We start from the raw sequence: 23,220 nt of genomic DNA on the forward strand, positions 1-23,220 counted from the left end.
CGGCATCCTGTGGCGGGTGACGAGGCCGAGACGTACCCGTAGAGCCGTGGCAGGCGCGAAAAGAGCGGCGGGAGCGGCCGCCGTGGTCGCGGCGGCGGTGTGGGCCGCGGCGGGCTGCGACTCGGCCCCCGCCCGCCCCTCCGCGCCCTCCGCCTCCCGGGCGGGGCCCGCCGGGGCGCCCGTGGACCCCGCCCGGCCCGTACCCCACGGCCGCGGCAGCACCGTCCCGTACGACTTCAACGGCGACGGCCACCGCGATCTGGTCCTCGACGACCTGGCCAAGGACGAGAGCGAGCGCTACGGCGACGACGCCGGCCTCGCCGTCGTCTACGGCACGGACCCCGCCCGCGCCCTCGACCCGGCCGCCCGCCAGATCCTCACCCCCCGCCACGACGCGGCCCCGGTCGGCGGCGAGCGGCCCGCCACGTTCGAGGCCGAGGCGGCCTGCGACCTGGACGGGGACGGCTTCGGCGATCTGATCGTGACGACCGACCCGCCGTACGACGGCACCGGCCGCCCGCCCGTCCCGCTCCAGGTCCTCTTCGGCGGCCCCGGCGGCCTCACCGCCCGCGCGGTCGTCCTCGGCATCCCCGGCCGCGCCCGGTACGGCGACGACTGGCCCGGCCACCCCGTCTGCGGCGACTTCGACGGCGACTCGGCCACCGACCTCGCGGTCACCGCGACCGGCGGCCGCATCAGCTTCCTGCGCGGCCCCTTCACCCGCACCGGCGCCCCGCACGCGGCGGGCGCCCCGCTGCCCGGCGGCGGGCCGGCCCTGGCCGCCCCGGAGCCGGGTGCGGACGTGAACGGGGACGGCTGCGACGACCTGGTGGTCCGCGAGTCGGCCGCTCCGGGCGCCCGGGCCCGGCTGCTCCTGGGCGGCCCCCGCGGCCCGGCGCGCCCCGGCGGCACCTACACCTACGGCCCCGCCACCTCCGCCCGCCCGCCGCGTCCGCCCGCGACCGCCCTGCCCGGCGCCGGCCCGGCCCCCGTGACGGACGTCCTCCAGGTCGCGGACTTCACCGGCGACGAGGTGGCCGATGTGGCGGTCCGCGTCCACCGGGGCGAGACGAGCGACCTGGTGGCGGTGTACGCGGGAACGGACCCGGGCGTACGGGAGAAACCGCTGGTCCGCTTCACGACGGCGGGCTGGGGCTGAGCCCGCCGCGCCGCCGGCCCCGGCCCCTCCGGGTCCCCCTAGGGGATGTCACAGCTCAGCCGCAAAGACGCCCCGTTCCCGCCGCCCCGGCTTGGCGCCCCGTCAGAACAGGTACGTTCGAAAGCGTGGCAGGATTCAGGATGGGGCGCGGCCGGGACGACCGGAACGCGCGACGGCGACCGCAGCAGGGACAGGGGCAGGGACACGGCCAGGGAGGCCAGTGGCCCGCCTCTCCGCAGCAGCGCGCACAGCAGCAGTACGGATACGGGCAGCCGCAGCCGCGGCAGGGCGAGCCGGAGTACTTCGGCGACCCGTACGGCGGCCAGGGCCAGGGCGGCTACGGCGAGAGCGGCCATGGCCAGGGCGGTTACGGCCAGGGCGCGCCCCGGGGGTACACGCCCGCCCAGGACCCGTACGCCAACAACCCGGGCCACACCCAGGCCTTCAGCATCGACGAGGACCCGTACGGCCAGGGGGCGACCTACCGCGCCGGCGCCGTCGCGGCCCCGTCCGGACCCCGGCTGCGCTGGAAGGACCTGCTGCACGGCATCGTGACGCGGCCGGGCCCGACGTTCTGGCAGATGCGCGACTACGCCGTGTGGGGCCCGGCGCTGACCATCACGTTCCTCTACGGCCTGCTGGCGATCTTCGGCTTCGACAAGGCCCGCGAGGACGTCATCAACACGACGCTGAGCAAGGCCGTCCCGGTGGTCCTCACCACCGGTGTGGTCTTCGTCCTCGGCGGCATGATCCTGGGCGCGGTCACCCACACGATGGGCCGTCAGCTCGGCGGCGACGGCTCCTGGCAGCCGACCGTGGGCCTCTCCATGCTGATCATGTCCCTCACGGACGCGCCCCGGCTGCTGCTGGCGCTGTTCCTGGGCGGGGACAACGGCCTGGTGCAAGTGGTCGGCTGGGCGACCTGGCTGGCGGCGGGCGCGCTGTTCACGTCGATGGTGAGCAAGTCGCACGACCTGCCGTGGCCGAAGGCACTGGGCGCGAGCGCGATCCAGCTGGTGGCGCTGCTGAGCCTGATCAAGCTGGGCACGATCTAGCGGGTACGCCGGATACGGGAAGGGGCCCGGGGATCAATGATCCCCGGGCCCCTTCCCGTATCGCTTGCACCTGCTCTACGCGTCGAGGACCTGGCCCTCACGGCGTACGACGGGCGGCTCGACGCTCCACGGGAAGTTGATCCACTCGTCTGTGCGCTTCCAGACGTACTCGCACTTCACGAGCGAGTGCGCCTTCTCGTAGATGACGGCGCTGCGGACCTCGGCGACGTGGTCGACGCAGAAGTCGTGGACGAGCTTGAGGGTCTTGCCGGTGTCGGCGACGTCGTCCGTGATCAGGACCTTCTTGCCGGAGAAGTCGATCGCGTTGGGGACGGGCGCGAGCATGACCGGCATTTCCAGGGTGGTGCCGACGCCGGTGTAGAACTCCACGTTCACGAGGTGGATGTTCTTGCAGTCCAGGGCGTAGGCGAGCCCGCCCGCGACGAAGACGCCGCCGCGCGCGATGGAGACGACGATGTCGGGCTCGTAGCCGTCGTCCGCGATGGTCTGCGCGAGGTCGCGGATGGCGCCCCCGAACTTCTCGTAGGTCAGGTTCTCGCGTACGTCGCTCATGTCACTCACACCTGGGTCCGATGGAAATTGAGGAAGGACCGCGAGGCGGTCGGTCCGCGCTGGCCCTGGTACCGGGAGCCGTACCGCTCCGAGCCGTACGGCGACTCGGCGGCGGAGGTCAGCCGGAAGAGGCACAGCTGCCCGATCTTCATGCCCGGCCAGAGCTTGATCGGGAGGGTCGCGAGGTTGGAGAGCTCCAGCGTCACGTGCCCGGAGAAGCCCGGGTCGATGAAGCCGGCCGTGGAGTGCGTCACCAGCCCGAGCCGCCCGAGCGAGCTCTTGCCCTCCAGGCGGGACGCGAGGTCGTCGGGGAGGGAGATGACCTCGTAGGTCGAGGCGAGGACGAACTCGCCCGGATGCAGGATGAAGGCGTCGTCCCCGTCGGGCTCGACGAGCCGCGTCAGGTCCGCCTGCTCGACCGCGGGGTCGATGTGCGGGTACCGGTGATTCTCGAACACCCGGAAGTAGCGGTCGAGCCGTACGTCGATGCTGGACGGCTGGACCATGGATTCGTCATACGGATCGATACGGACGCGACCCGCGTCGATCTCGGCCCGGATGTCCTTGTCTGAGAGAAGCACGTCCCGAGGATACGCAGGGTGCGCGGGCCTGCCGTAATCGGACAGACCCGCGCGCGCCACGGGGGGGGGCGGGAAGGGGGCGGTCCGCCTGGCGGGCGACCCCGGCAAGCGGGCGGGGCCTACCTCTGCCCGCCCGCCACGGGGACGGCGTGCCGCAGCCGGGCGCAGCGGGGGCACCGCAGCAGCCGCCCGGGGCCGATCCGCTCGGTCCCCAACTGCTGCATCGGGAACATATCGGTGGTGAAGACGTGCCCCTCGGCACAGCGGACGACGGTGCGCTCCAGCGAGTCCATCAAGTGGCTCAAGTCCCTTCCCCAACAACAAGCATGGACGGAGGAACCACCACATTAAGGGATGAACAGGACGCCACTCCCAGCGGCACTCCGACACCGCCGCCACCCAAACGACCACCCAGCACCGTACGCCCCAACTCCGGCCCCCCACACCCGGATCCCGCCACACCGAATGCGAGAAGCCCCCGGGCGGATACGCCTGGGGGCGGGGATGGGGTAAGGTGAGCAACGATGCGAGCCCCTTCGGGGGAGCGTTGCGCGAGTGTAGTTTAATGGTAGAACATGAGCTTCCCAAGCTCAGAGCGCGGGTTCGATTCCCGTCACTCGCTCCATGACAAAGGCCCTGGTCGGTGACCGGGGCCTTGTTTGTTGTCTGGACCACATCAGGGCTTCCTGCACCAGATCCGCACCAGATGCTCGATCATCCGACGCGGCAGCCTTGGCCCGCTCGGCACGGGTCCGGGCATCCATCCCCGCCGCCACCTCCCGCTGACGCTCCAACGCCGAGTGCTGGTAGATCAGCGCGGCCCGCTCGGAGGACTGCCCAGCACGCACCGCCCTTCAGCGACGCCCCGGACTGGGTCGAGAGAGTGTGCCCGGTGTGGCAGAGATCGTAGAACCGGAAGTCGGCCAGAAACCCGACCTGGCACGAGCCGTGCCGCCGGACCACAGGAGACCCCTCTCTCGGCTTTCCAGCATCTCAGTGAGATGGAAGGGGGCGAGTACCGCGAAACCCCCCGGTGCCGCGCGGCGTGGGACGCGGTGGACTACCAGGACCGCATGGCCTTCTCCGGGGTGTGCCCCGCCAGCCCCGAACAGGTGCTGATCCCGATCGCCTGACCCGCCGAACGCTTGAGCCGGTCCGGCCCATCAACCGTTCGGGGGAGGCTTTGTCGGCGGCCGTCGCCGTCGCCCTTTCATCGGCGACGGCGACGGCCGCCGGCGCGCGGAACAGCCCCCCTCATCACGGGATCCGCGCGCGCGGATCGTCCTCGCAGCCAGTGGGGCATCGCGGGAGTGTGGCCCCAACTCGAAGAGACCGGGAGGACGCGGGCCGGAGTCCGTTCACGTCCGTTGCGGGACGTGCTTCCGGCCACTGGAAGAATGTGTCTCTCCCGACCCGGGGGCACGGGGTCGGAAACCGTCCACCGCACAGGCCGGCACTGCTGCCGCTGATTCGGTGGGCGGGAAGTTCCTCGACCAGCAGCCTAGGGTGGGTTGCCCGCTGGCAACAGGACACTAATCAGCCGAATCATCAAACTGCCCGTCGGGAAGCAGCGGCCGCGCGGATCCGGCCTCAACTCGCGGACGTGCGGCGGCCGAGCGCCCCCTCCAGGGTGCCCACCACAGCGAAGACCTGGTCGAGCCCCAGAATCCGGAGCATCTGGCGGACGACGGGACCGGGGCGGAGAAGTGTCAGACGGCCGCCCCGCTGCTCGACGCGTCGCCGTGCACGGCACAGCATCCCCAGCCCGGAGCAGTCCAGAAACTCGACGGAGCCGAGATCGACAACGATGGCGGCATGCGGACGGTCCGTCAGGACGTCCATCTCGGCGGTGATGCCGAGGACGACGGCCATGTCGATCTCGCCGAGCAGTTCGACGACGGTCCGCCCTTCCGTCTCGCGGACGCGGATCTGGCGGACAGAAGGCTGCGGGACGGAAAGCTGGGGGACAGAAAGCTGGTGGACAGAGCAGTTGACAGAAGGAACGGGCTCCCGGGGCATCGCGCCATCTCCGTGGGGGTTCGCGAGATGCCCGCCTCGACAGCGAAGCGGGCGTCAGTGGAGGTCCTCGGCCACCGGGAGCACGGGTGGCGACGGGGTGACTCTAGGCCGCCCTGGGCCGGAAACAGGCTGCCCTCTCGAACAGAAACGGTTCGCCTCGAAAGATATGCACCCGTTCGGGTGTATATCTGCGAATAAGCTTGATGAGTCACCCCGAGGGTGCATCTGGATCAGGCGGTCATCCTCCGAGCCACCGGACGTCAGCACGGGCGTCCATCGGCCGCTTCGGCTCCTCACCCACCGGGCCGGTTCCGTTACGCTCGTGATGTGACGCGCGAACGTTCATCCGCAGATCATTACGGCGTCTTCGCCGTCGCATCGTCCGCGGGCGGCATCCAAGCACTGAGCGCGGTGCTCGGCGCCCTGGGCCCCGAGCTGCCGGTGCCCGTGCTCCTGGTCCAGCACCTGGACCCACGCCACCGGACGGTGCTCGACCAGGTCCTCGCCCGCCGGACCGGGCTTGTGGTCAAGATCGCGGAGGCCCGGGAGCGCGTGCGGCCCGGCACCGTGTACATCGCCCCTCCCGGCCAGCACCTCCTCGTCGACTCCGAAGGGTTCCTGAGCCTGTCCACCGCCGACCCCGTCCACTTCGTCCGTCCCTCCGCCGACCTTCTCTTCGAGTCGGTCGCCCGCGCCTACGGTCCGGCCGCGATCGCCTGCGTACTCACCGGGACGGGCCGGGACGGAGCCACCGGAGTCGACGCCGTGCGGGCGCACGGCGGCACGGTGATCGCCCAGGACCCGAAGACCGCGGAGTTCGCCGGGATGCCCCAGTCGGCCGTGGACACGGGGGCGGTCGACTTCGTGCTACCTCTTGAGGAGATCGCCGCGGTCGTACGCGGACTTGTCGAGCCCGAGAGGCAGTGATGGGCGGACCGCAGGACGCTGAGGACGACGAGGCACTGGAGGAGCTGCTCACCTTCATCCGGGACGCCCGCGGTTTCGACTTCACCGGCTACAAGCGCTCGACGCTGGCCCGGCGCATCCACAAGCGGATGACCGACGTCGGCATCCGCTCCTATCCGGACTACCAGGATCTCCTGGAGACCGACGCGGACGAGTTCAGCGCCCTGTTCAACACCATCCTGATCAACGTCACCTCCTTCCTCCGCGACCCGGAGGCGTGGACCCTCCTCCAGCACGAGGTCGTCCCCGAGCTGCTGGAGACACTCGACCCGGATCAGGAGATCAGGGTGTGGAGCGCGGGCTGCTCCAGCGGCGAGGAGGCCTACTCGCTGGCCATGATGTTCTCGGAGGCGCTGGGCATCGAGGAGTGTCTGCGCCGGGTCAAGATCTACGCCACGGACGTCGACGAGGAGGCACTGCGCGAGGCCCGTTCCGGGCTGTACACGGCGAAGGCACTGGAGTCGCTCCCCTCGGACCTGCGGGACACGTACTTCGAGCAGAACGGCGCGCAGTTCAGCTTCCGCCTCGACCTGCGCCGCCGGGTCATCTTCGGGCGCCACGACATCACCCGTGACGCCCCGATCTCCCGGCTCGACCTGCTCGTGTGCCGGAACACGATGATGTACTTCAACGTCGAGGCCCAGAGACAGATCATCGACCGCTTCCACTTCGCCCTGCGCCCCGGCGGGTTCCTCTTCCTCGGCAAGGCCGAGATGCTGCTGAACGACGGCGAGCGGTTCGAAGTGCTGAACATGCGCCAGCGCGTCTTCCGGCGCCGGGCCGGCAGCAAGGGACCGGCCTACCACCCGGCCCCCCTGAAGATCAGGGCCGCCACGGGCGGCGAGGTGCACTCGGTGGCGCGCACCCGCCAGCTGCGCGACCTGGTGCTCGACGCCGGACCCACCCCGCTGATCGCCCTCGACGGCGACGGAACCGTCGTCGCGGTCAACAGCCAGGCGAGGATCCAGCTCGGCCTCACCACCAGCGACATCGGCCGCCCCTTCCAGGACCTGGAGGTCTCCTACCGGCCGGTCGAGCTCCGGTCCCTGATCGACCAGTCCACGCACGAGCGCCGGACCCTGCGGGTCAACCGCGTCGAGCGCCGGGGGGCCGAGGACGTCCAGTACTGCGACATCCTCATCCAGCCACTTTCCGGACCCAGCGGGCTGCACGTCGCCACCGTGATCTCGTTCACCGACGTCACGGTCGCCACGCGGCTGAAGGCCGAGGTCAAACGGGTCCGGGAGGAGCTGGAGACGGCGTACGAGGAGCTCCAGTCCACCAACGAGGAGCTGGAGACCACCAACGAGGAACTCCAGTCCAGCATCGAGGAACTGGAGACCACCAACGAAGAACTCCAGTCCACCAACGAGGAGCTGGAGACCACCAACGAGGAACTCCAGTCCGGCAACGAGGAACTGGAGACGATGAACGAGGAAATGCGCATCCGCACCGACGAACTGGACGAAGCCAGATCGTTCCTGGAAGCGGTCCTCACGAGCATCGCGGCGGGTGTCGTGGTCCTGGGCAAGGACCTGAAGGTCAAGAGCTGGAACCGGGGCGCCGTCGACCTGTGGGGACTGCGCGCCGACGAGGTGCTGGACCGGCCCTTCTTCGACCTGGACTTCGGCCTGCCCACCGAGGAGCTGCGGCCCGTCGTGGAGCGGTGCATGGAGACCCGCGAACGCTCCGGCCCGATCGGCCTGGGGGCGCTGAGCCGCATCGGCCGCCCCATCACCTGCGACGTGTTCTGCTCCCCGTTCGGCGGGAACCACGGCGGCGTCGTCCTGATGATGGAAGAGAGCCGAAACCACACCTCCCCCCGACCCCCGGCGGCGTAGCGTCGTACTCATGGACCCTCAGGGGCGTGGGGAGAACTTCGGTCTGACAGAGGTGGCCCGGCAGCGCGCCGCGCTGGCCCGGGACCGGGCGGACCGGGCGGACGCGATCGCCGAGCGGCACGAGTTCCTGGCCACGCGGCCCGGCCAGGAGTTCCACGCCCAGATCGCGAAGACACATCGCAGGACCGCCGAAAGCCATCGCGCCTCGGCCCGCCTCCAGGACGGCTTCGCCCTGCGCGCCGCGGCTTGGTCCGAAGGGCAGAGCGCCCGGCCGCGGTTCATGACGGTGGTCGCGGAGACGTGCGGTACCGCGAGCGCGGCCGTCGCCCTGCTCGACGCCGAGCAGAACCAGCTCGCGTTCGCCGCGTCGGACCAACTGGCCGGTCTGGCCCAGGACCTGGAGTACGTCCTGGGCGAGGGTCCGGGCCGGGAAGCGGCGGCGGGACAGCGCCCTGTGCGGGTGTCCGGGCCCGAGATCGAGGCGCGCTGGCCGTGGTGCGGGCCTTCCCTGCTCTCACTGGGCATCGCCTCGGTGGCCGCCGTACCGCTGCGGGCGCAGCGCAGCTGCATCGGCGCGTTGACGGTCTTCGGCACCCGGCCCGCCGACACCGCGACCGCTCAGCTCGCCGAGGTCGCCGAGGCCCTCACCCACATCGTGCTGCTGGACCCCGACGCCGACCCCCACCTCTACGGCGGGACGGACATCCGGGCCACCGTGCACCAGGCGGCCGGCATGGTGGCCGCGGGCGCCGGCTGCTCCGTCTCGGACGCGCTGGCGCTCATCAAGGCCCGGGCGTTCGCCGAAGAGGTCTCCTGCGACACCGTGGCCCGGCAGGTCGTACACGGAGACCGGAAACTCATCTGAGAAGAGGTGTCATGACACCCGAACAGCGGCTCGCCGACGCGTTCGTGGCGCTGGCCGACAGCACGGCGAACGGTTCGTCGGGCATGCCAGGGCCGCTGAACGTCCTGGCCCGCCGTGCCCCGGCCGTGCTCAACATCCGCGCCGCGACGGTGGTGTTCGCCCCGGGGGACTACGACGCGGCGCGCGCGGCCGGCTCCGACCCTCAGGTGTCCCGCCTGGAACACGAGGCCATCGGGTGGCGGGAGGGCCCCGGTCACGACTGCCACCGGGCCGACGCCGGTCCCTGGTCCCAGGCGGCTCTCACCGGCCATCCCGCCAGGCAGCGGTGGCCGCACTACACCCCACGGGCGCTGCGGCTGGGCTACACCCACGTCGTGGCCCTCCCCCTGCGCGAACACTCCGTGACGCGGGGCGTGCTCACCCTGCTGTCCGGTGCACAGCACGCCTTCCCTCCCGCGACCCTGGTTCTCAGCCGGTCGCTCGCGGACTTCACCGCCGTCATCATGGAACGCGCCCGCGAGGCCGACCGCAGCCGTACGCTCGCCGCTCAGCTGGAACAGGCGCTGGCCAGCCGCGTGGTCATCGAACAGGCCAAGGGCGTGATCGCGGCCCGCCGGGCGGTTCCCCTGAACCAAGCCTTCGAACTCCTGCGCAAGCACGCCCGTTCACGCCAGCGGTCGCTGAGGGACGTGGCCCTCGAAGTGACCGAGGGCCGCGCGGATCCCGGTCTCACCGACCGGTGAACCCGGCGCCGCGGCCCCGCCTCCTCGCACCCGGACACACCGCCGGCCGCTGGTGGCTAGGGTGACCCGAGACAGCGGGGACGCTGCGCAGCCAGTGGGAGGGGACGAGTGGGGGTTGCTGATCCCTTGCCGATACGGGTGCCAGTGGGGGAGGGCTCCCACCGATGGAGCAGTCGGACTACACCTCGCAAGGTGTTGCTGGTGGCGCACAACGTCACTTCCGCCGGACGACTCCTGGACGTTCTCCCGCTGTTCCGCGATGACTTCCGCGTACAGATGCTGGTGACCTCCACCGGGTCTTCCGCCTTCCGGTCGGGTCTCCAAGAGCTGTTCGCCGACTGGGAACTGCCCGTGGTGCCTTGGGAGCAGGCCCGGTCATTGCCGGTCGACCTCGCGGTGTCGGCCAGCTTCGGTGGAGAACTTCATACCATTCAGGGCAAATTGTGTATTCTGTCACATGGTGTTGGATACACTAAGAAGCTGGCAAGGCCGGGAGCCGGGAGCCGGGAGCCGGGAGCCGGGAGCCGGGAGCCGGGAGCCGACCTTCGGTCTGTCGGCGGACTGGCTCCTCCATGACGGCAAACCGTTCGTGGACGGTCTCGTGCTTTCCCACCCCGAGCAGCTGGCGCGGTTGCGCCACGCCTGCCCGGAAGCCGAAGAAGCGGCGGTGCTGGCCGGGGACCCCTGCTACGACCGGATGCTGGCCGCACGGCGGCACCGTGAGCGATTCCGTCGTGCCCTCGGAGTACGCCGCGGGCAACGCCTGGTGGTGCTGAGTTCCACGTGGAATCCGGAAGGGTTCTTCGGGAGCGGCGGCGGTGAGGACGTCCTGCCGGGCCTGCTGCCCCGGCTCACTGCCGAGTTGCCCGCCGACGACTACCGGCTGACCGCCATCCTGCACCCGAACGTCTGGTACGGGCACGGGCCCGGCCAGGTCCGTGCCTGGCTGGACCAGGCACGCCGGAACGGACTGACCTTGATCGACCCCGTGCATGCCTGGCGGCAGGCCCTGCTGGCCGCCGACGTCGTCCTGGGCGACTTCGGCGCGGTCTCCTACTACGCGGCGGCCCTCGGCACCCCTGTGATGCTGGCGGCCACCGGGCGGGACCGATTGGACCAGGAGGCACCGCTCGCGTCCTTCGTGCGGGACGCACCCCGGCTCGATCCGCACCGTGACCTGCACAAGCAGGTGGAGGAGGTGGTCGCGGCCCACCGACCGCTCGCCGGGCCGGCCGAGTTCGTCAGTTCGGCGCCCGGCGCCTCGGCGGCTCTCTTGCGGCGGAACTTCTACGCTCTGATGGACCTTCCGGAGCCGCAGGCCCCCGCACTGCTGGAACCGCTGCCCCTGCCGCCGTACGATCCCCCGCTGCGTACCTCGCCCCTCCATGTACGGACGGAGGTCCAGGGGGCCGTGGTCAGGGTCGAGCGTTCCACGGGGCACCCCTACGAGGCTGACGGCATCGCGCACCTCGCCGTGCACGAGGACACCCTCGACCCCGGCGTCCTGGAGTCGGCCGATGTGATCACCCGGGAGGGCCGGCCGGACGATCCCCGGCTGGGCAGCCCCCAGGCATGGACCGCCGAGGTCCTCGGCCGGTATCGGCACTGCCAGGTCGCCGCGTACGTGATGGGGCCGCACACGTGCACGGTCCGCAGCCGGGAGCACGGCGTGTACCGGCTGTCGGCCACCGCAGAGTCGGATGCCGATCCGGCGACGTACGCGTCCGCGCTGGCGGCGTGGCTCGCCGCCGGCGGCCGGGTGCCCCCCGGCGGAGCCACCCTGCGGGTACGGGTCGCCCGTGGGGTGCACCCGGTGGCGGTCCAGCCCGTCCTACCGTGCGACCTCGCAGCGCAGCCGTAGGGCCGCGAGGTAGCCCAGGTGGGGGATCGCGGCCGCCGGAAGCAGCCGCTCCGCGGCCGCGATCCGCGTCAGTGCCTCAGCGTTCTCTCCCGCATCGTGCAGGGTCTCGGCCAGATCGGTGAGAGCGCGGGCCTGGTTGTACGGTTCGCCCTGCTCGGCGAAGAAGTCCACGGCGGCCTCCAGCAGGCTGCGCGACTCGCTGAGCCGTCCCATTCCGCGCAGGGCCCGTCCCTGGTGGCGCTGGGACAGGGCACGGGCACGCGGAAGGTCGTGTGCGCCCTCGCCCTCCGGCCCGATCGCTCCGTAGAGGGCGTCTGCCGCGACGAACCGCTCGTGTGCCGCCTCGTACAGCCAGCGGTTCAGGTTGAGCAGGCCCTGCAACTCCACGGACGATGCCTGACCGAGCAGGTGACCGGCCTCGCGCTCCGTCCTGGCCGCGGCGGCCGCCTCCCGGTCCGCCTCGTCCCACCGTCCAAGCTCGCCCAGACAGTGGGCGAGCTGGAAGTGCAACGCACCCGCGATACGGGAGGCCGGCCGGTACTCATCGGCGCAGCGGGCGGCGAGGCGCAGTGCGGGCAACACGTCGTCCCAGTGGCCCGCCTTGAGCTGGAGGGGCCACAGCGCACGCGCCAGCCGCAGCGCCGTGCCCGTGTGCGCGTACTCACGGGCGACGAACACGGCACGGACCAGGTTCCCGGCCTCGGCCGTCAGCACCGCCACGCCCTCGGCCTCGTCGCGGTACCGTTCCCCCCGCTCGGGTGCCGGCTCCGTCCGCCAGCTCTGGGGCAGGGCCGCGTGTGCCGCGTGCAGCGCCCGGTTCAGCAGGAGGTCCAGGGTCCGGGCGACCGCCGCCGAGCACTCGGGGATCCCGTGCTCCGACCCAGCCGTGTCGGCCAGATGGCGCCGCACCTCGTGCCGGAACCGGTACCGCTCGTCGGGCAGGGGTTCCATGAGCTGGGCGTCGGCCGCTTCGGCCAACATGCGGGCGGCTTCGTCCTCGGCGACGCCCGCGGCAGCCGCGGCGAGCGCCGGCGTGACGGATGGCCAGCCGCCCAGGGCCGTCAACCGGCACAGACGCGCGGTCTCCGGCCGGACCCGGCGGCAGCCGGCCTCGGTCGTGGCGCGTACCGGATCGCTTCCCGGGGCCCCCGGCCCGGGATCCAGATGGTCCGGCTCCGTGTCCTCGGTCAGCAACCGCAGGGCTGTCGCCCTCACGGCGAAGGCATTGCCCGCACAGTGCGCCAATACGCCCGGCAGCCGCGACTTGGCACGCGCGATCCTCTCCCGGCCCGCGATCTTCCTCATCATCTCCAGCGCATCGCGGTCGCTCAGCCCGCCCACGGGGACGGGTTCCGCCTCCAGCGCGAGCCGCGGCCCTGACACGACCACCAGCAGGAAGACCTCCGGTGTGGCCGGGACGAGACCGCGAACCTGAGCGACCGAGGACACGTGATCGACCACCACGATCATCCGACGGCCGGCCGTCAGCCGCCGGTAGAGCTCTTCCCGGGCCGCCTCGGTGGGCGGGATCCGCTCGGCCTCCAAGCCCATCTGCCGGAGCAACCGCAGCAGGACCACGGACGGCGCCGGTCCCGGCCCTCCCGATCCGTCACGAAGGTCGACGTAGAACTGCCCGTCGGGAAATCGGTCCCGGCACACAGCACCCAGGTGTAAGGCCACCGCGCTGGTGCCGATTCCCGGAGGGCCGTAGAGCAGCGCGACGCGCGGACGCCCGGCGGCCGGGCGGGCAGCTTCCCGTTTCAGCTGCTTGATGACGTCTTTGCGGTCGGTGAAGTGGCGGGTGGCCGGCGGAAGCCCGCTGCCGGCGGGGAGCCGGGCGTCGGACTGCGGAAGGCTCCGCAGCAGAAGCGACCATTCCTCTGCCTGGCGCCGATCGTCACCCAGGCGGGCGTGTACGTGACCGGCGAGCGACTCCCAGCCTTCCCTGGTGGTGGGCATCGGCGTCTCCCGTCCCGTGGCTCTTCTCGCCAGTGCGCCGGCCGACAGCAGCAGTTGCTTGCCCATTTCACCGGCCGCGCCGTTGCCCACCGTGGTGAGGAACGCGGTCAGCGCACTGAGCGCGACGATCTCCAGCACGTGGGCCCTCCCCTGGTTCCCGATCTGCCACTGCCGGACTGTAACCCTGGACCTGCGGCGCGGGGAAACATTCCGATCAGGCCAACTCCACGCCGTATCCACCCAGATGAGTACCGGGCCACGGCACTTGACCAAGCGTGGCAGGGAAGGACCGCTCCATGTGCCGGAAGGCGAACGTTCGCGCGCGCCGCCTCGGTACATCCAGAGCCCGAGCGGTTCACTCCCCCAGCACCCGCCGCGCCAACACCCCCAGGCCCTCGGCGATCTGATCCCTGCTCAGGCCTCGTTCGCGTTGGTGGCGGAAGAGTTCGGGGGTCAGGGGGGCCAGGAGGTGGTCTGCCTGGGGGTGCGGGGCGGGGAGGCGGGACGCGTGGATCAGGTGGGTGATGTGGGCGTGCCAGAAGCCGTACGCGCCCGTGGCGAAGCGGGCCGGGCCGGTCTCCGCGCCCAGGGCCAGGGGGAGGTGGGCCTCCAGGAGCCTGGTCATCTCGGTGTAGAACGCGGCCAGCCGTTCGGCCGGGGCCGGGGGCGGGGCGTCCGGGCGGCCGGGGCCCAGAGGTGGGGCGCCGCGGAGCAGTTTCTCCTGGAGTGCCCGCTCGTGCTCGTCCAGCAGGGCCCGGGCGATCGCCGCCCGGTCGGGGTAGCGGCGGTAGAGCGTCCCGCGGCCCACCCCGGCCGCCTTCGCGATGTCCTCCATGGTCACCGAGGCGGGGTCGCGTTCGGAGAAGAGGCGTTCGGCCGCCGCGAGGATCCGGGCCCGGTTGCGGGCGGCGTCCGCCCGCTCGGGCGGGGCGGTGGGAGCCCCGGCCTCCGCGAGCAGCGGCAGCGGCGGCAGCGGCCGGGGCGGTGGCGGTTCGCTCATGGCAGCAGCCTAGGCAAGAAGTGGACACCGCGTCCAGTTAGGCGTACGGTCCGGACCGAAGCTAAGTGGACGGCGTGTCCACTTAATGGGTCATCGGGCGTCGTCACGCCCTTCACCTGCCACGGGAGCCCCCATGCCGCACCTCCTCCACCTCGACTCCAGCGCCCGCCGCGACTCCTTCTCCCGGCAGCTGGGCGCCACCTTCGCCCGCACCTGGCAGGCCGCCGGCGGGGGCGCCGTGACCTACCGGGACCTCGCCGCCGAGCCGGTGCCGCCGATCGGGGAGGCGTGGACCCGGATCTGCGACACGCTCCTGCGCGAGGGCATCACCGACATCCACCGCTACGGCGAGGCCGTCCGCACCGACGAGGAGCGGGCGGCGTGGGCCGTCGTCGAGCCGCTGCTCGCCGAGCTGGTCGCCGCCGATGTCGTCCTCATCGGGGCGCCGATGTACAACTTCGGCGTCCCGGCCGCCCTCAAGGCATGGATCGACCAGGTCACCTTCCCCAAAATGGTGCTCGCGCCGCGCAAGTTCGTCGTCGCCTCGGCGCGCGGCGGCGCCTACGGGCCCGGCCTGCCCCGCGAGCCGTTCGACCACCAGGGCCGCTACCTCCTCGACTTCTTCCGCGGTCACTACGCCGTCGAGGACGGTGAGGTCATCAGCGCCGAGCTGGTCAACGCGCGCGTCGACCCCGCGCTTGCCGCGCGCCTCGGCGAGCAGCGCGAGTCCTGCGCCGCCGCCACCGACGCGGCCCGTGAACTCGCCCAGAAGCTCGCCCACTTCACCGTCGCGCGGGAGGACTGACCGTGCCATGGATCTGGCTTTTGCTGGCGGGGGTCGTCGAAGTCGCCTGGTCGCAGAGCATCGGACCGACCGAGGGGTTCACCAGGGTCCCGCAGACCCTGCTCTGCCTGCTCCTCATGGTGGGCGCGGTCTACCTGCTGTCCCGCGCCATGGCGGACCTGCCCGCGGGCCTCTCGTACGCGCTCTTCACCGGCATCGGCACGGTCGGGGCGATCGTGCTGGGCGCGGTGGTCCGGCACGAGCCGCTGGGTCCGGGGCGGGTCGCGGCCCTGGCGCTGATCGTGGCGGGACTCATGCTGGCCCGGCTGACCGCCTCCGCCTGATCACGCGGTCCGGCCGTGCCCGCGCCCCCGCTCGAACCGCCCCCGCCCTTCCCCCAGTTCGACCAGCCGGCCCGGGTAGCCCGTCGCCTTCGCCGCCTCCGGAGGGAGTTTCCACGGCTCGTGGACGTGCCGGTCGGCCACGTCGGCGAGTTCGGGGATCCAGCGGCGTACGTACGTACCGCGCGGGTCGAGGCGCTTGCCCTGGGTCACGGGGTTGAGGACGCGGTTGGGGCGGGTGTCGGTCCCCGTTCCGGCCGCCCACTGCCAGTTCATCTGGTTGTTGGCGATGTCCCCGTCGACCAGGAGGTCGAGGAAGTGGCGGGCGCCGATGCGCCAGTCGGCGTACAGGGTCTTGGTGAGGAAGCTCGCCGCCAGCAGCCGGCCCCGGTTGTGCATCCAGCCCTCGTGGGCGAGCTGGCGCATTGCCGCGTCGACCAGGGGGTAGCCGGTGCGGCCCGCCCGCCACGCCTCGATCTCGCGTTCGTCGTCGTGCCAGCGGTCGCCCCGGGGACGGTAGTCCCCGCCCGACGCATCGGGGCGGGCCGCGAGGACCTGGTAGTGGAAGTCGCGCCAGGCCAGCTGCCGTACGAACGCCTCGGAGCCCGGCGAGGACCCGCGCCGGGCCCGGTGGACGAGCTCGGCCGCCGACAGGGCGCCGAAGTGCAGGAACGGGGAGAGGCGGGAGGTGGTGTCGGCCGCCAGGTCGTCGTGGCCGTCCTCGTAGCCGTCGAGGCCGGACGCCAGCCACGACCGCAGCCGCTCGCGGCCCGCCCGCTCGCCGCCCCGGGCCAGCCCCGGCGAGGTCCCGCTCACCTCCGTACGCGGACGCAGGGGTTCCGAGGCGACCTCGGGGACCCGCACCCGGCGCGGCGGCGGGACCACGTCCCGTACGCCCTGCTGGGTCCAGCGGCGCAGGTACGGGGTGAACACGGCGTAGTGGTCGGCGCCCGCCGGGGTCACCTCGCCGGGGGCGAGCGCCGTCACCACCGCGTCGTGGACCACCAGCGCGCCCGCGGGCAGCGCGTCGCGCAGCGCTGTCTCGCGCCGCACCGCGTACCGGCTGGGGCCGCCCGCCAGGTGCACCCGGCGCGCGCCCGTCCCGGCCACCACGGCGCGCACCTGCTCCACCACGTCCCCCGAGCGCACGACAAGACGTCCGCCGCGCTCCCGCAGACCGGTGTCCAGGTCGGCGAGGCAGTCGGCGAGGAAGGCCCGGCGGTTGGGCGCGTCGAAGCCCGCCGCGCGCACCCCGTCGTCGTACACGAACAGCGGCACGACCTCGTCGGCCTCGCGGACGGCGGCGTGCAGGGCGGGGTTGTCGTGCAGCCGCAGGTCGGCGGTGAAGAGCACCACGGAGACGGTCATCCGCTCATCCTCCGCGAGCGCCGCCGGGGAGGAGGGGAAGCGCGGCCGGTGGCCTCGGGCGAGCCGCCCTCCGCGAGTCCCGCCCGCGAGGGCGAGTCCCCCTCCGCGAGTCCCGCTCCGAGGGGGGCGCGCGGCCGGGGCCCGGGCCGCGCCACGGACCGCGCGGGCTCTCAGCCCCGCCACCCCTGTTCGCGCAGCACCGCCGCCACGTCCGGGGCCCGGTAGTGCTCGCCCTTGAGGACCTTGCCGTCGGCGCGCAGCACGGGGCGGCCGTCGGGGCCCAGCTTGGTCATGTTGGCGCGGTGGATCTCCGCGAGGACCGCGTCGAGGTCGATGCCGTGGACCAGGGCGGTGCCGTACGCCACGTACACGACGTCCGCCAGCTCATGGGCCAGGTGGTCCAGGGGGCCCTCCACCGAGACCTCCGCCGCCTCGGCCGCCTCCTCCACCAGGAGGTCGCGGCGGTGGGCGGCCAGGTCCGCGGGGACCTCGGCCGGGGTGGCGCGGGCGTCCAGGCCGAAGGCGGTGTGGAATTCCCGGACGAGGGACGCGGGGCTCGGCGCGACGGAGGAAGCGGAGGCTTCGGTTCGCTGTACGGGGGTGCTCATCCGTCCCACTTTACGTTCCCCGGCCCACCCCAACCGGTCCCGGCGGTACGCCCGTTACCCGCTGGTCAGGAGGGAGGAGATCTGTGCATCTGCTATCGGTGCGGGCCGCCTCGCGGTCCCCCGCTGCCCGGTTCGGCGGGGCCGGGAGGAGGGCCGCCGCGTACACACGTACGCACGCGCTATCGGCGGGGCGACTGTTCCTGGCGCCTGACTCGGTGTCATAATGTATGGGTAGCCCTTCGTGCATCCCCCGTCGCGAAGGGCTACATCCCTGTCCGGGCACCGCCGAGCACGGCCGTGCGCACCTCTGCCCGGTTCCGGGCATGGCGTGGCCTTCACACGGGCAAGGGACTCCCCTCGTGGCCCCCTGCCCGTGTTTTTTCGAGTTAACAGTGGCGTAGAGTGTTTGTGCAAGCCCAGTTCCGACCAGACGGGGTGGGGGGACAGATGGAAGACCGCACGCCTGAGTTGACGACCTTGCAGCAGAAGGTCGCCTACATGGTGGAGAAGACCTTCCCCGGCGAGAACGTCTCGGGGCGGGCGTTCTCCGACCTGGTGAAGGAGCGCGGCGGGCATCTGTCGCACAGCTACTTCTCCAACATCCTCGCGGGCAAGGTCACCCACCCCTCCGAGGACATCCTCAAGGCGCTCGGGCTCGGCTTCGGAGTCGACTGGCGTTTCTTCAAGGAGGAGTCCGAGGTCGTCGACGACGTGGTGGCCGGGCTCCAGTTCCTCGCCAAGCGGCGTACGGGCGAGATCAGCGGCCTCGCGGGGCGCGGGCTCGACGACGAGGGCCTCTCCGCCGAGCTGCTCCAGTTCGCCCTCTCCCTCCTTGAGGAGACCAAGGAGGGCAAGGAGACGAAGGGGAGCCGGGGGGCCACGGGGAACCAGGAGCCGGGCGGCCCCGGCGCCACCGGCCCCGCGCGGTAGCGGCGGCCCCCGGCAGCCCTGGGCGGCAGCCACGACTTACCCCCGGTCACCCGGTCCTGACCATGGCCGTGTTCATGCCCGTTCGTTAAGATGCGCCGATCCATCGCATGCCATACGACCGCGTGACCACGCCCCAGAGGGACCCAGAGGCCGACATGTCCATGCGCGAGCTGCGGAGAGAGTGCGAAGCGGGGCTGGCGGACCTGCCGATCCCCGCCCCGTTCAGCATCCCCGCCCTCGTCGCCAACATGGAGAAGGCCCGGGGCCGGACCATCGTGCTGCGGGAGCTGCCCGAACGCCTCGCGCGCGTCAACGCCGCCTGCGGACTGCGGCTCAAGGCCGGCGGGACCAGTCTCGTCCTCTACCGGCGCCGCCCCACCGACTACCAGACCCAGCACGTCATCCTGCACGAGCTGTGCCACGAGTGGTTCGACCACGGCACCTCACTCGACGCCGACCGGCTCGCGGCGCTGCTCCCGGTCTTCGACAGCTCCCTGGTCGACCGGATGCTGCAGTCCGGCGCCACCGTCCAGGCCCGTGCCCAGTACGACACCCACGACGAGCGGGTCGCGGAGTTCGGCGCCTCCCTCATTCCCCGGATGGCCCTGGACGTGACCAGCGACGACATGGTCGGACGGCTCTCCGACTCGCTCTCGCGGCCGGTCGCCCACCGCCGCCGGGGCTTCTTCCGCCGCGACTGACCCCGCGACCGCCGCCACGGCCGGCCCCCGATCGGCCCCGCCCGGCCCCAGCCACCCCGACCGGCCCGCCCGGCGCCCTGGAAGTCCCGCTCTCCCCGCCCCCGCCCCCCCCCACGAAGGAACCCGTGAGCCCCCTCGACCTCGCCGGCTACCTCATAGCCGCGCTGATGACCGCCGTCGCCCTGTGGCGTATGCCCGCAGCCCTGTGGGGCGACGAGGAGGACAAGCGCCGACGCGCCCTGTGGGGCTGCTACGCCGGGTTCGCCGTCGCCCTGTGGACCAAGACGAGGTTCGTACGGATCACCCTCAACGACAGTGAGGTCACCGACCTCGCCGTCCTCATCAAGCACTACACCGCCACCATCGCGATCCTGGCGATCCTCAGCTACATCGTGGCGATCTACGGCCACTTCCCGGACGAGGGCGCCGTCCCCCGGCACGTACGGTTCGCGCGGACCGTGCAGCGGGTCGCCGCCAAGGCGTCGGCGGCCACGCTGGTCCTGCTGACCGTGCTGTTCTTCACCGTCGTCGACCGGTCCGTGCCCTCCGACCGGTTCGTCTCCGACCACGCGGGCCAGTGGGGCGCGACGCTCTACATGAGCGTGTTCTACCTGTACTTGGGCGCTTCCTCGGCCGTCTGCGCCTACCAGTGGGCGCTCGCCACCGGCAACGCCAAGGCGCGCCATCTGCGCCTCGGGCTCGGCATGATGACGTTCGCGATGTTCATCGGCGTCGCCTACACCCTCAGCCGGACGCTCTTCCTGTGGGTGAGCGTCGTGGACCGGCCGGGCAAGTCGTTCGCGCTGCGCTTCGACGAGATCACCGAGGCCTCGCAGATCGTGCTGTTCGCGTTCTTCGCGCTGGGCGCCTCCATCCCCGCGTGCCACAAGGGCTGGCGGCGGGTGCGGCTGTGGCGGGCGCAGGCACGGCTCCACCCGCTCTGGTACGAGCTGATGACGGCCTTCCCCGACCAGCCGTTCGAGCCGCCCCGGCCCTTGGTGCGGGAGCTGACGCGCTTCGACACCCCGGCCGACCTGCGGATCGACCGGTGGGCCGCGGACATCGCGGACGCGGTGGAGAAGCTGCGCCACTATGTGCCGGACGAGCTCCTCGACGCTGCGAAGCGGGCCGCCGGGGCGGGGGCGGCGAGGGCCGGGACCGGGGGCGCCGGGAGCGAGGAGGCCGGCGTGAGCGAGGCCTCCGGTCCGCTGGCCGACGCCTACTGGATCAAGGCGGCGCTCGCCGCCAGGACCGACGGCTGCCCGGCCGGCCGGGCAGCCGCCATCGAGCCGCAGCACGCCACCGACCAGGACGGCGAGGTCGCCTGGCTGGTGCGGGTGGCCGCCGCGTACCAGACGATTCCGCACGGCCGGGCCCGCGAGGTCCTGGCGTCGGCGCGGACCGAGACCCGGGAGAGCACCGCGTGACCGGCACCACCGAGAGCAGCGCCATCGAGAGCCGCACCGCCGGTCTCGACGACCCGACCCGGCGGCCCGTCGCCCTGGCCGTCACCAACGTCCTCCAGCCCCGCAACTGCCTGCTCGTCGGCATGCTCGGCATCGGGTTGGCGGCGGCGGGCGACTGGACCGGACTGCTCTGGGGGTTCCTGGGGGCGCTGTGCGCGGGTCTGATCCCGGCCGGCTACATCGAGTGGGAGCGCGGGCGCGGCACCTGGGGCGACCGGCATGTGGTGGACCGTACGAAGCGGGCGCCGATCTTCTTCGTCATCCTCGGCTCGATCGGCACCGGCTCGCTGGTCATGGTCCTCGGGGACGCGCCCGTCGGCATCCTCGCGGCGATGCTCGCGCTGTGGGTGATGACGATCGGGCTGCTCGCGGTGAACACGGTGTGGAAGATCTCGGTGGACGCGTCGGTGGCGTCGGCGGTGGTGGCGCTGCTCGCGGCGGTGCGGCAGGAGCCGTTGTGGCTGCTGGGGTATGTCCTCACGGTCGCGGTGTGCTGGTCGCGGGTGGCTCTGCGGTATCACACGGTGGGGCAGGTGGTGGCGGGGGCGGGGCTGGGGGCGGCGACGGCGCTGGCCTTCATTTTCACCTGACCGCACCCCGTTTTGGCCCGGTCTTTGTCTGCGGGTTGGTGGGGGCCGGTCGCGCAGTTCCCCGCGCCCCTGGGAGCCTGGGGCCGAGCTGCGCTGTTGGGTGCAGGCGTACTGCCCAGGGGCGCGGGGAACTGCGCGGGCAACCCACCACCACCCGCAGACGAACACCGGACACCACAGCCCCCTACCCAGGGGCGCGGGGAACTGCGCGGGCAACCCACCACCGGCCCGCGGGCAAAACTCCGCGGGGTCACATATGAATGGGACCCGCGTCCCCGCCCTCCGTGGGAGGCGGCCGCGGCGGTCCCTTGCGGTACAGGATCACCGTGACCAGCAGCCCGAGCGCGAAGAAACCCGCCGACCACCAGTACGCCGTGGCGTAACTGTGCAGCTGGGCCTTGGCCAGGACCGGCGGGGTGGGCCGCCTGCCGACGAGGTAGTGCGTGGCCGCGCTCGTGGCCAGCGTGTTCAGGAGCGACGTCCCCACCGAACCCCCCACCTGCTGGCTGGTGTTGACCATCGCGGAGGCCACACCCGCGTCGTGGGCCGCGACCCCGGCCGTGGCCAGGTTCATCGCCGGGGCGAAGATCAGACCCATGCCGCACCCCATCACCAGGAGCGGCGGCAGGACGTGCGGCGCGTACGTGCTGTCGACGTCCAGCGCCGTCATCCACACCAGGCCCGCCGCGCCCAGACCCATGCCCAGCGGCACGATCGGCTTGGCGCCCAGGCGGGGCACGAACCGGTTCTGCGCGATCACCGAGGACGCGATCATGATCACGACCATGGGGATGAAGGCGAGCCCGGTCTTCACGGGCGAGTAGCGCAGCACCTGTTGCAGGTAGTACGTCAGGAACAGGAACACCCCGAACATCCCGGCGCCGGAGATGAACATGGCCAGGAACGAGGCGCCCCGGTCCCGGTCGAGGACGACGCGCAGCGGCAGCAGCGGATGCGCGGCGCGCAGCTGCCACAGGACGAACGCCATCAGCAGGACCCCGCCCGCCACCAGGAAGCCCCAGGTCTGCGGGGAACTCCAGGAGTGCTTCTCGGCGTTGGAGAAACCGAAGACGACGCAGAACAGGCCCGCCGAGACCAGGAGCGTGCCGGGGATGTCGAGCTTGGGGCGGTCGGCCGGGGCCCCCGGGTGCAGCAGCCGCAGGGCGCCGAGGAAGGCGAGCGCCGCGAAGATGAGGTTCACGTACAGACACCAGCGCCAGTTGAGGTACTCGGTGAGCAGACCGCCGAGCAGCAGCCCCACAGCGCCGCCGGTGCCCGCGATGGCGCCGTAGATCCCGAAGGCCTTGGCGCGTTCCTTCGGGTCGGTGAACGTCGTGGTGAGCAGGGAGAGCGCGGCCGGTGCGAGCAGCGCGCCGAAGACGCCCTGGAGGGCGCGGGCGAGGACGAGCACGGTGAAGCTGGGCGCGGCGCCGCCGATCGCGGAGGCCACCGCGAAGCCGACCAGGCCGGTCAGGAAGACGGCCTTGCGGCCCACCAGGTCCGCGACGCGCCCGCCGAGCAGCAGCAGCGAGCCGAAGGCCAGGGCGTACGCGGTGACGATCCACTGGCGGTTGCCGTCGCTGAAGCCGAGATCGCTCTGCGCGGAGGGCAGAGCGATGTTCACGATGGTGGCGTCCAGCACCACCATGAGCTGGGCGAGGCCGATGACGGCGAGGACCAGCCAGCGGTGTTCATGGGCGGCGCCCTGGTGGCCGGTGCGCCCGGCGGCAGCGGCGGCGGCCGTGGCCGCGCCCTCACCGCGCCGGGGCGGCCCCGCGGGACTCGCCCCGCCCGCCGCCGCTCCGGCACT

Annotated in this window: 23 protein-coding genes, 1 tRNA gene and 1 pseudogene; 15 read left to right on the forward strand and 10 right to left on the reverse strand. The window is 72.1% G+C overall.

The window, feature by feature from the left end:
* Positions 1-46: 46 nt before the first annotated feature.
* Both ACZ4MU_RS02505 and ACZ4MU_RS02510 read left to right on the forward strand, forming a co-directional pair.
* Positions 47-1,159, forward strand: coding sequence for an FG-GAP repeat domain-containing protein (locus ACZ4MU_RS02505; protein WP_467869918.1), 1,113 nt, complete (start codon positions 47-49; stop codon positions 1,157-1,159).
* A gap of 125 nt (positions 1,160-1,284) precedes the next feature.
* Positions 1,285-2,214, forward strand: a complete 930-nt coding sequence (locus tag ACZ4MU_RS02510) for a Yip1 family protein (RefSeq protein WP_467869920.1) — start codon at positions 1,285-1,287, stop codon at positions 2,212-2,214.
* A 75-nt stretch (positions 2,215-2,289) separates the two neighbouring features.
* On the opposite strand, the gene ACZ4MU_RS02515 is transcribed toward ACZ4MU_RS02510, so the two are convergent.
* From ACZ4MU_RS02515 to ACZ4MU_RS02525, 3 genes are all read right to left on the reverse strand, one after another.
* Entirely contained in the window at positions 2,290-2,787 is a 498-nt protein-coding gene (locus ACZ4MU_RS02515) for a phosphoribosyltransferase (protein WP_467869922.1), read from the reverse strand.
* Positions 2,788-2,792: 5 nt separating this feature from the next.
* Positions 2,793-3,368 (reverse strand): dCTP deaminase, encoded by a 576-nt coding sequence (dcd, locus tag ACZ4MU_RS02520; protein ID WP_467869924.1) that lies wholly within the window; start codon positions 3,366-3,368, stop codon positions 2,793-2,795.
* 119 nt (positions 3,369-3,487) lie between these two features.
* Positions 3,488-3,673 (reverse strand): hypothetical protein, encoded by a 186-nt coding sequence (locus ACZ4MU_RS02525; protein ID WP_467870663.1) that lies wholly within the window; start codon positions 3,671-3,673, stop codon positions 3,488-3,490.
* Positions 3,674-3,919: 246 nt separating this feature from the next.
* Between ACZ4MU_RS02525 and ACZ4MU_RS02530 the strand changes: the two genes are divergently transcribed.
* Positions 3,920-3,993 (forward strand) — tRNA-Gly (locus ACZ4MU_RS02530).
* Between the two features lie 61 nt (positions 3,994-4,054).
* Here ACZ4MU_RS02530 and ACZ4MU_RS02535 read toward each other — a convergent pair.
* Positions 4,055-4,361: pseudogene (locus ACZ4MU_RS02535) on the reverse strand (tyrosine-type recombinase/integrase); the annotation flags it as partial.
* Positions 4,362-4,369: 8 nt separating this feature from the next.
* On the opposite strand from ACZ4MU_RS02535, the gene ACZ4MU_RS02540 reads away from it, so the two are divergent.
* Positions 4,370-4,501: a hypothetical protein gene (locus ACZ4MU_RS02540; protein ID WP_467869926.1), complete on the forward strand. Its 132-nt coding sequence runs from the start codon at positions 4,370-4,372 to the stop codon at positions 4,499-4,501.
* A gap of 457 nt (positions 4,502-4,958) precedes the next feature.
* Here the strand turns inward: ACZ4MU_RS02540 and ACZ4MU_RS02545 are convergent, their stop codons facing one another.
* Positions 4,959-5,387, reverse strand: a complete 429-nt coding sequence (locus ACZ4MU_RS02545; protein WP_467869928.1) for an STAS domain-containing protein — start codon at positions 5,385-5,387, stop codon at positions 4,959-4,961.
* A 327-nt stretch (positions 5,388-5,714) separates the two neighbouring features.
* Here ACZ4MU_RS02545 and ACZ4MU_RS02550 point away from each other — a divergent pair, with 327 nt between their 5' ends.
* From ACZ4MU_RS02550 to ACZ4MU_RS02570, 5 genes are all read left to right on the forward strand, one after another.
* Positions 5,715-6,314, forward strand: coding sequence for a chemotaxis protein CheB (locus ACZ4MU_RS02550; RefSeq protein WP_467869930.1), 600 nt, complete (start codon positions 5,715-5,717; stop codon positions 6,312-6,314).
* Entirely contained in the window at positions 6,314-8,194 is a 1,881-nt protein-coding gene (locus tag ACZ4MU_RS02555; protein WP_467869932.1) for a CheR family methyltransferase, read from the forward strand. The genes ACZ4MU_RS02550 and ACZ4MU_RS02555 overlap by 1 nt, the downstream gene beginning before the upstream one ends.
* 10 nt (positions 8,195-8,204) lie before the next feature.
* Positions 8,205-9,059, forward strand: coding sequence for a GAF domain-containing protein (locus ACZ4MU_RS02560; protein ID WP_467869934.1), 855 nt, complete (start codon positions 8,205-8,207; stop codon positions 9,057-9,059).
* An 11-nt stretch (positions 9,060-9,070) separates the two neighbouring features.
* Positions 9,071-9,802 carry an ANTAR domain-containing protein gene (locus ACZ4MU_RS02565; protein ID WP_467869936.1) on the forward strand — a complete coding sequence of 244 codons (732 nt, stop codon included), beginning with the start codon at positions 9,071-9,073 and terminating at the stop codon, positions 9,800-9,802.
* Positions 9,803-10,403: 601 nt separating this feature from the next.
* The gene (locus tag ACZ4MU_RS02570; RefSeq protein WP_467869938.1) at positions 10,404-11,663 is read left to right on the forward strand and encodes a hypothetical protein; all 1,260 of its coding nucleotides are present in this window, start codon (positions 10,404-10,406) and stop codon (positions 11,661-11,663) included.
* Here ACZ4MU_RS02570 and ACZ4MU_RS02575 read toward each other — a convergent pair.
* A complete protein-coding gene (locus tag ACZ4MU_RS02575; RefSeq protein ID WP_467869940.1) occupies positions 11,634-13,760 on the reverse strand; it encodes an ATP-binding protein in 2,127 nt (708 codons plus the stop codon). The genes ACZ4MU_RS02570 and ACZ4MU_RS02575 overlap by 30 nt on opposite strands.
* A 217-nt stretch (positions 13,761-13,977) precedes the next feature.
* Positions 13,978-14,622 (reverse strand): helix-turn-helix domain-containing protein, encoded by a 645-nt coding sequence (locus tag ACZ4MU_RS02580; RefSeq protein ID WP_467869942.1) that lies wholly within the window; start codon positions 14,620-14,622, stop codon positions 13,978-13,980.
* Positions 14,623-14,755: 133 nt separating this feature from the next.
* On the opposite strand from ACZ4MU_RS02580, the gene ACZ4MU_RS02585 reads away from it, so the two are divergent.
* Complete coding sequence (locus tag ACZ4MU_RS02585) at positions 14,756-15,427, forward strand: FMN-dependent NADH-azoreductase (protein WP_467869944.1); 672 nt, start codon at positions 14,756-14,758, stop codon at positions 15,425-15,427.
* 2 nt (positions 15,428-15,429) lie between these two features.
* Entirely contained in the window at positions 15,430-15,750 is a 321-nt protein-coding gene (locus tag ACZ4MU_RS02590) for a DMT family transporter (protein WP_467869946.1), read from the forward strand.
* On the opposite strand, the gene ACZ4MU_RS02595 is transcribed toward ACZ4MU_RS02590, so the two are convergent.
* Positions 15,751-17,115, reverse strand: a complete 1,365-nt coding sequence (locus ACZ4MU_RS02595) for a cryptochrome/photolyase family protein (protein WP_467869948.1) — start codon at positions 17,113-17,115, stop codon at positions 15,751-15,753. It lies immediately after the preceding gene.
* Between the two features lie 170 nt (positions 17,116-17,285).
* On the reverse strand, positions 17,286-17,723 hold the full coding sequence (locus tag ACZ4MU_RS02600) for a pyrophosphohydrolase domain-containing protein (protein WP_467869950.1): 438 nt from the start codon (positions 17,721-17,723) through the stop codon (positions 17,286-17,288).
* A 447-nt stretch (positions 17,724-18,170) separates the two neighbouring features.
* On the opposite strand from ACZ4MU_RS02600, the gene ACZ4MU_RS02605 reads away from it, so the two are divergent.
* The 4 genes from ACZ4MU_RS02605 to ACZ4MU_RS02620 all read left to right on the forward strand — a co-directional run bounded on the left by ACZ4MU_RS02605 (position 18,171) and on the right by ACZ4MU_RS02620 (position 21,410).
* Complete coding sequence (locus tag ACZ4MU_RS02605) at positions 18,171-18,653, forward strand: hypothetical protein (protein WP_467869952.1); 483 nt, start codon at positions 18,171-18,173, stop codon at positions 18,651-18,653.
* 155 nt (positions 18,654-18,808) lie between these two features.
* Positions 18,809-19,354, forward strand: coding sequence for a toxin (locus tag ACZ4MU_RS02610; RefSeq protein ID WP_467870615.1), 546 nt, complete (start codon positions 18,809-18,811; stop codon positions 19,352-19,354).
* A 125-nt stretch (positions 19,355-19,479) separates the two neighbouring features.
* Positions 19,480-20,781: an MAB_1171c family putative transporter gene (locus ACZ4MU_RS02615; protein ID WP_467869953.1), complete on the forward strand. Its 1,302-nt coding sequence runs from the start codon at positions 19,480-19,482 to the stop codon at positions 20,779-20,781.
* The gene (locus ACZ4MU_RS02620; RefSeq protein ID WP_467869955.1) at positions 20,778-21,410 is read left to right on the forward strand and encodes a hypothetical protein; all 633 of its coding nucleotides are present in this window, start codon (positions 20,778-20,780) and stop codon (positions 21,408-21,410) included. The genes ACZ4MU_RS02615 and ACZ4MU_RS02620 overlap by 4 nt, the downstream gene beginning before the upstream one ends.
* A gap of 250 nt (positions 21,411-21,660) precedes the next feature.
* On the opposite strand, the gene ACZ4MU_RS02625 is transcribed toward ACZ4MU_RS02620, so the two are convergent.
* Positions 21,661-23,058, reverse strand: coding sequence for an MFS transporter (locus ACZ4MU_RS02625; protein WP_467870617.1), 1,398 nt, complete (start codon positions 23,056-23,058; stop codon positions 21,661-21,663).
* Positions 23,059-23,220: the final 162 nt, after the last annotated feature.

The organism is Streptomyces sp. NPDC026377, assembly GCF_055567715.1.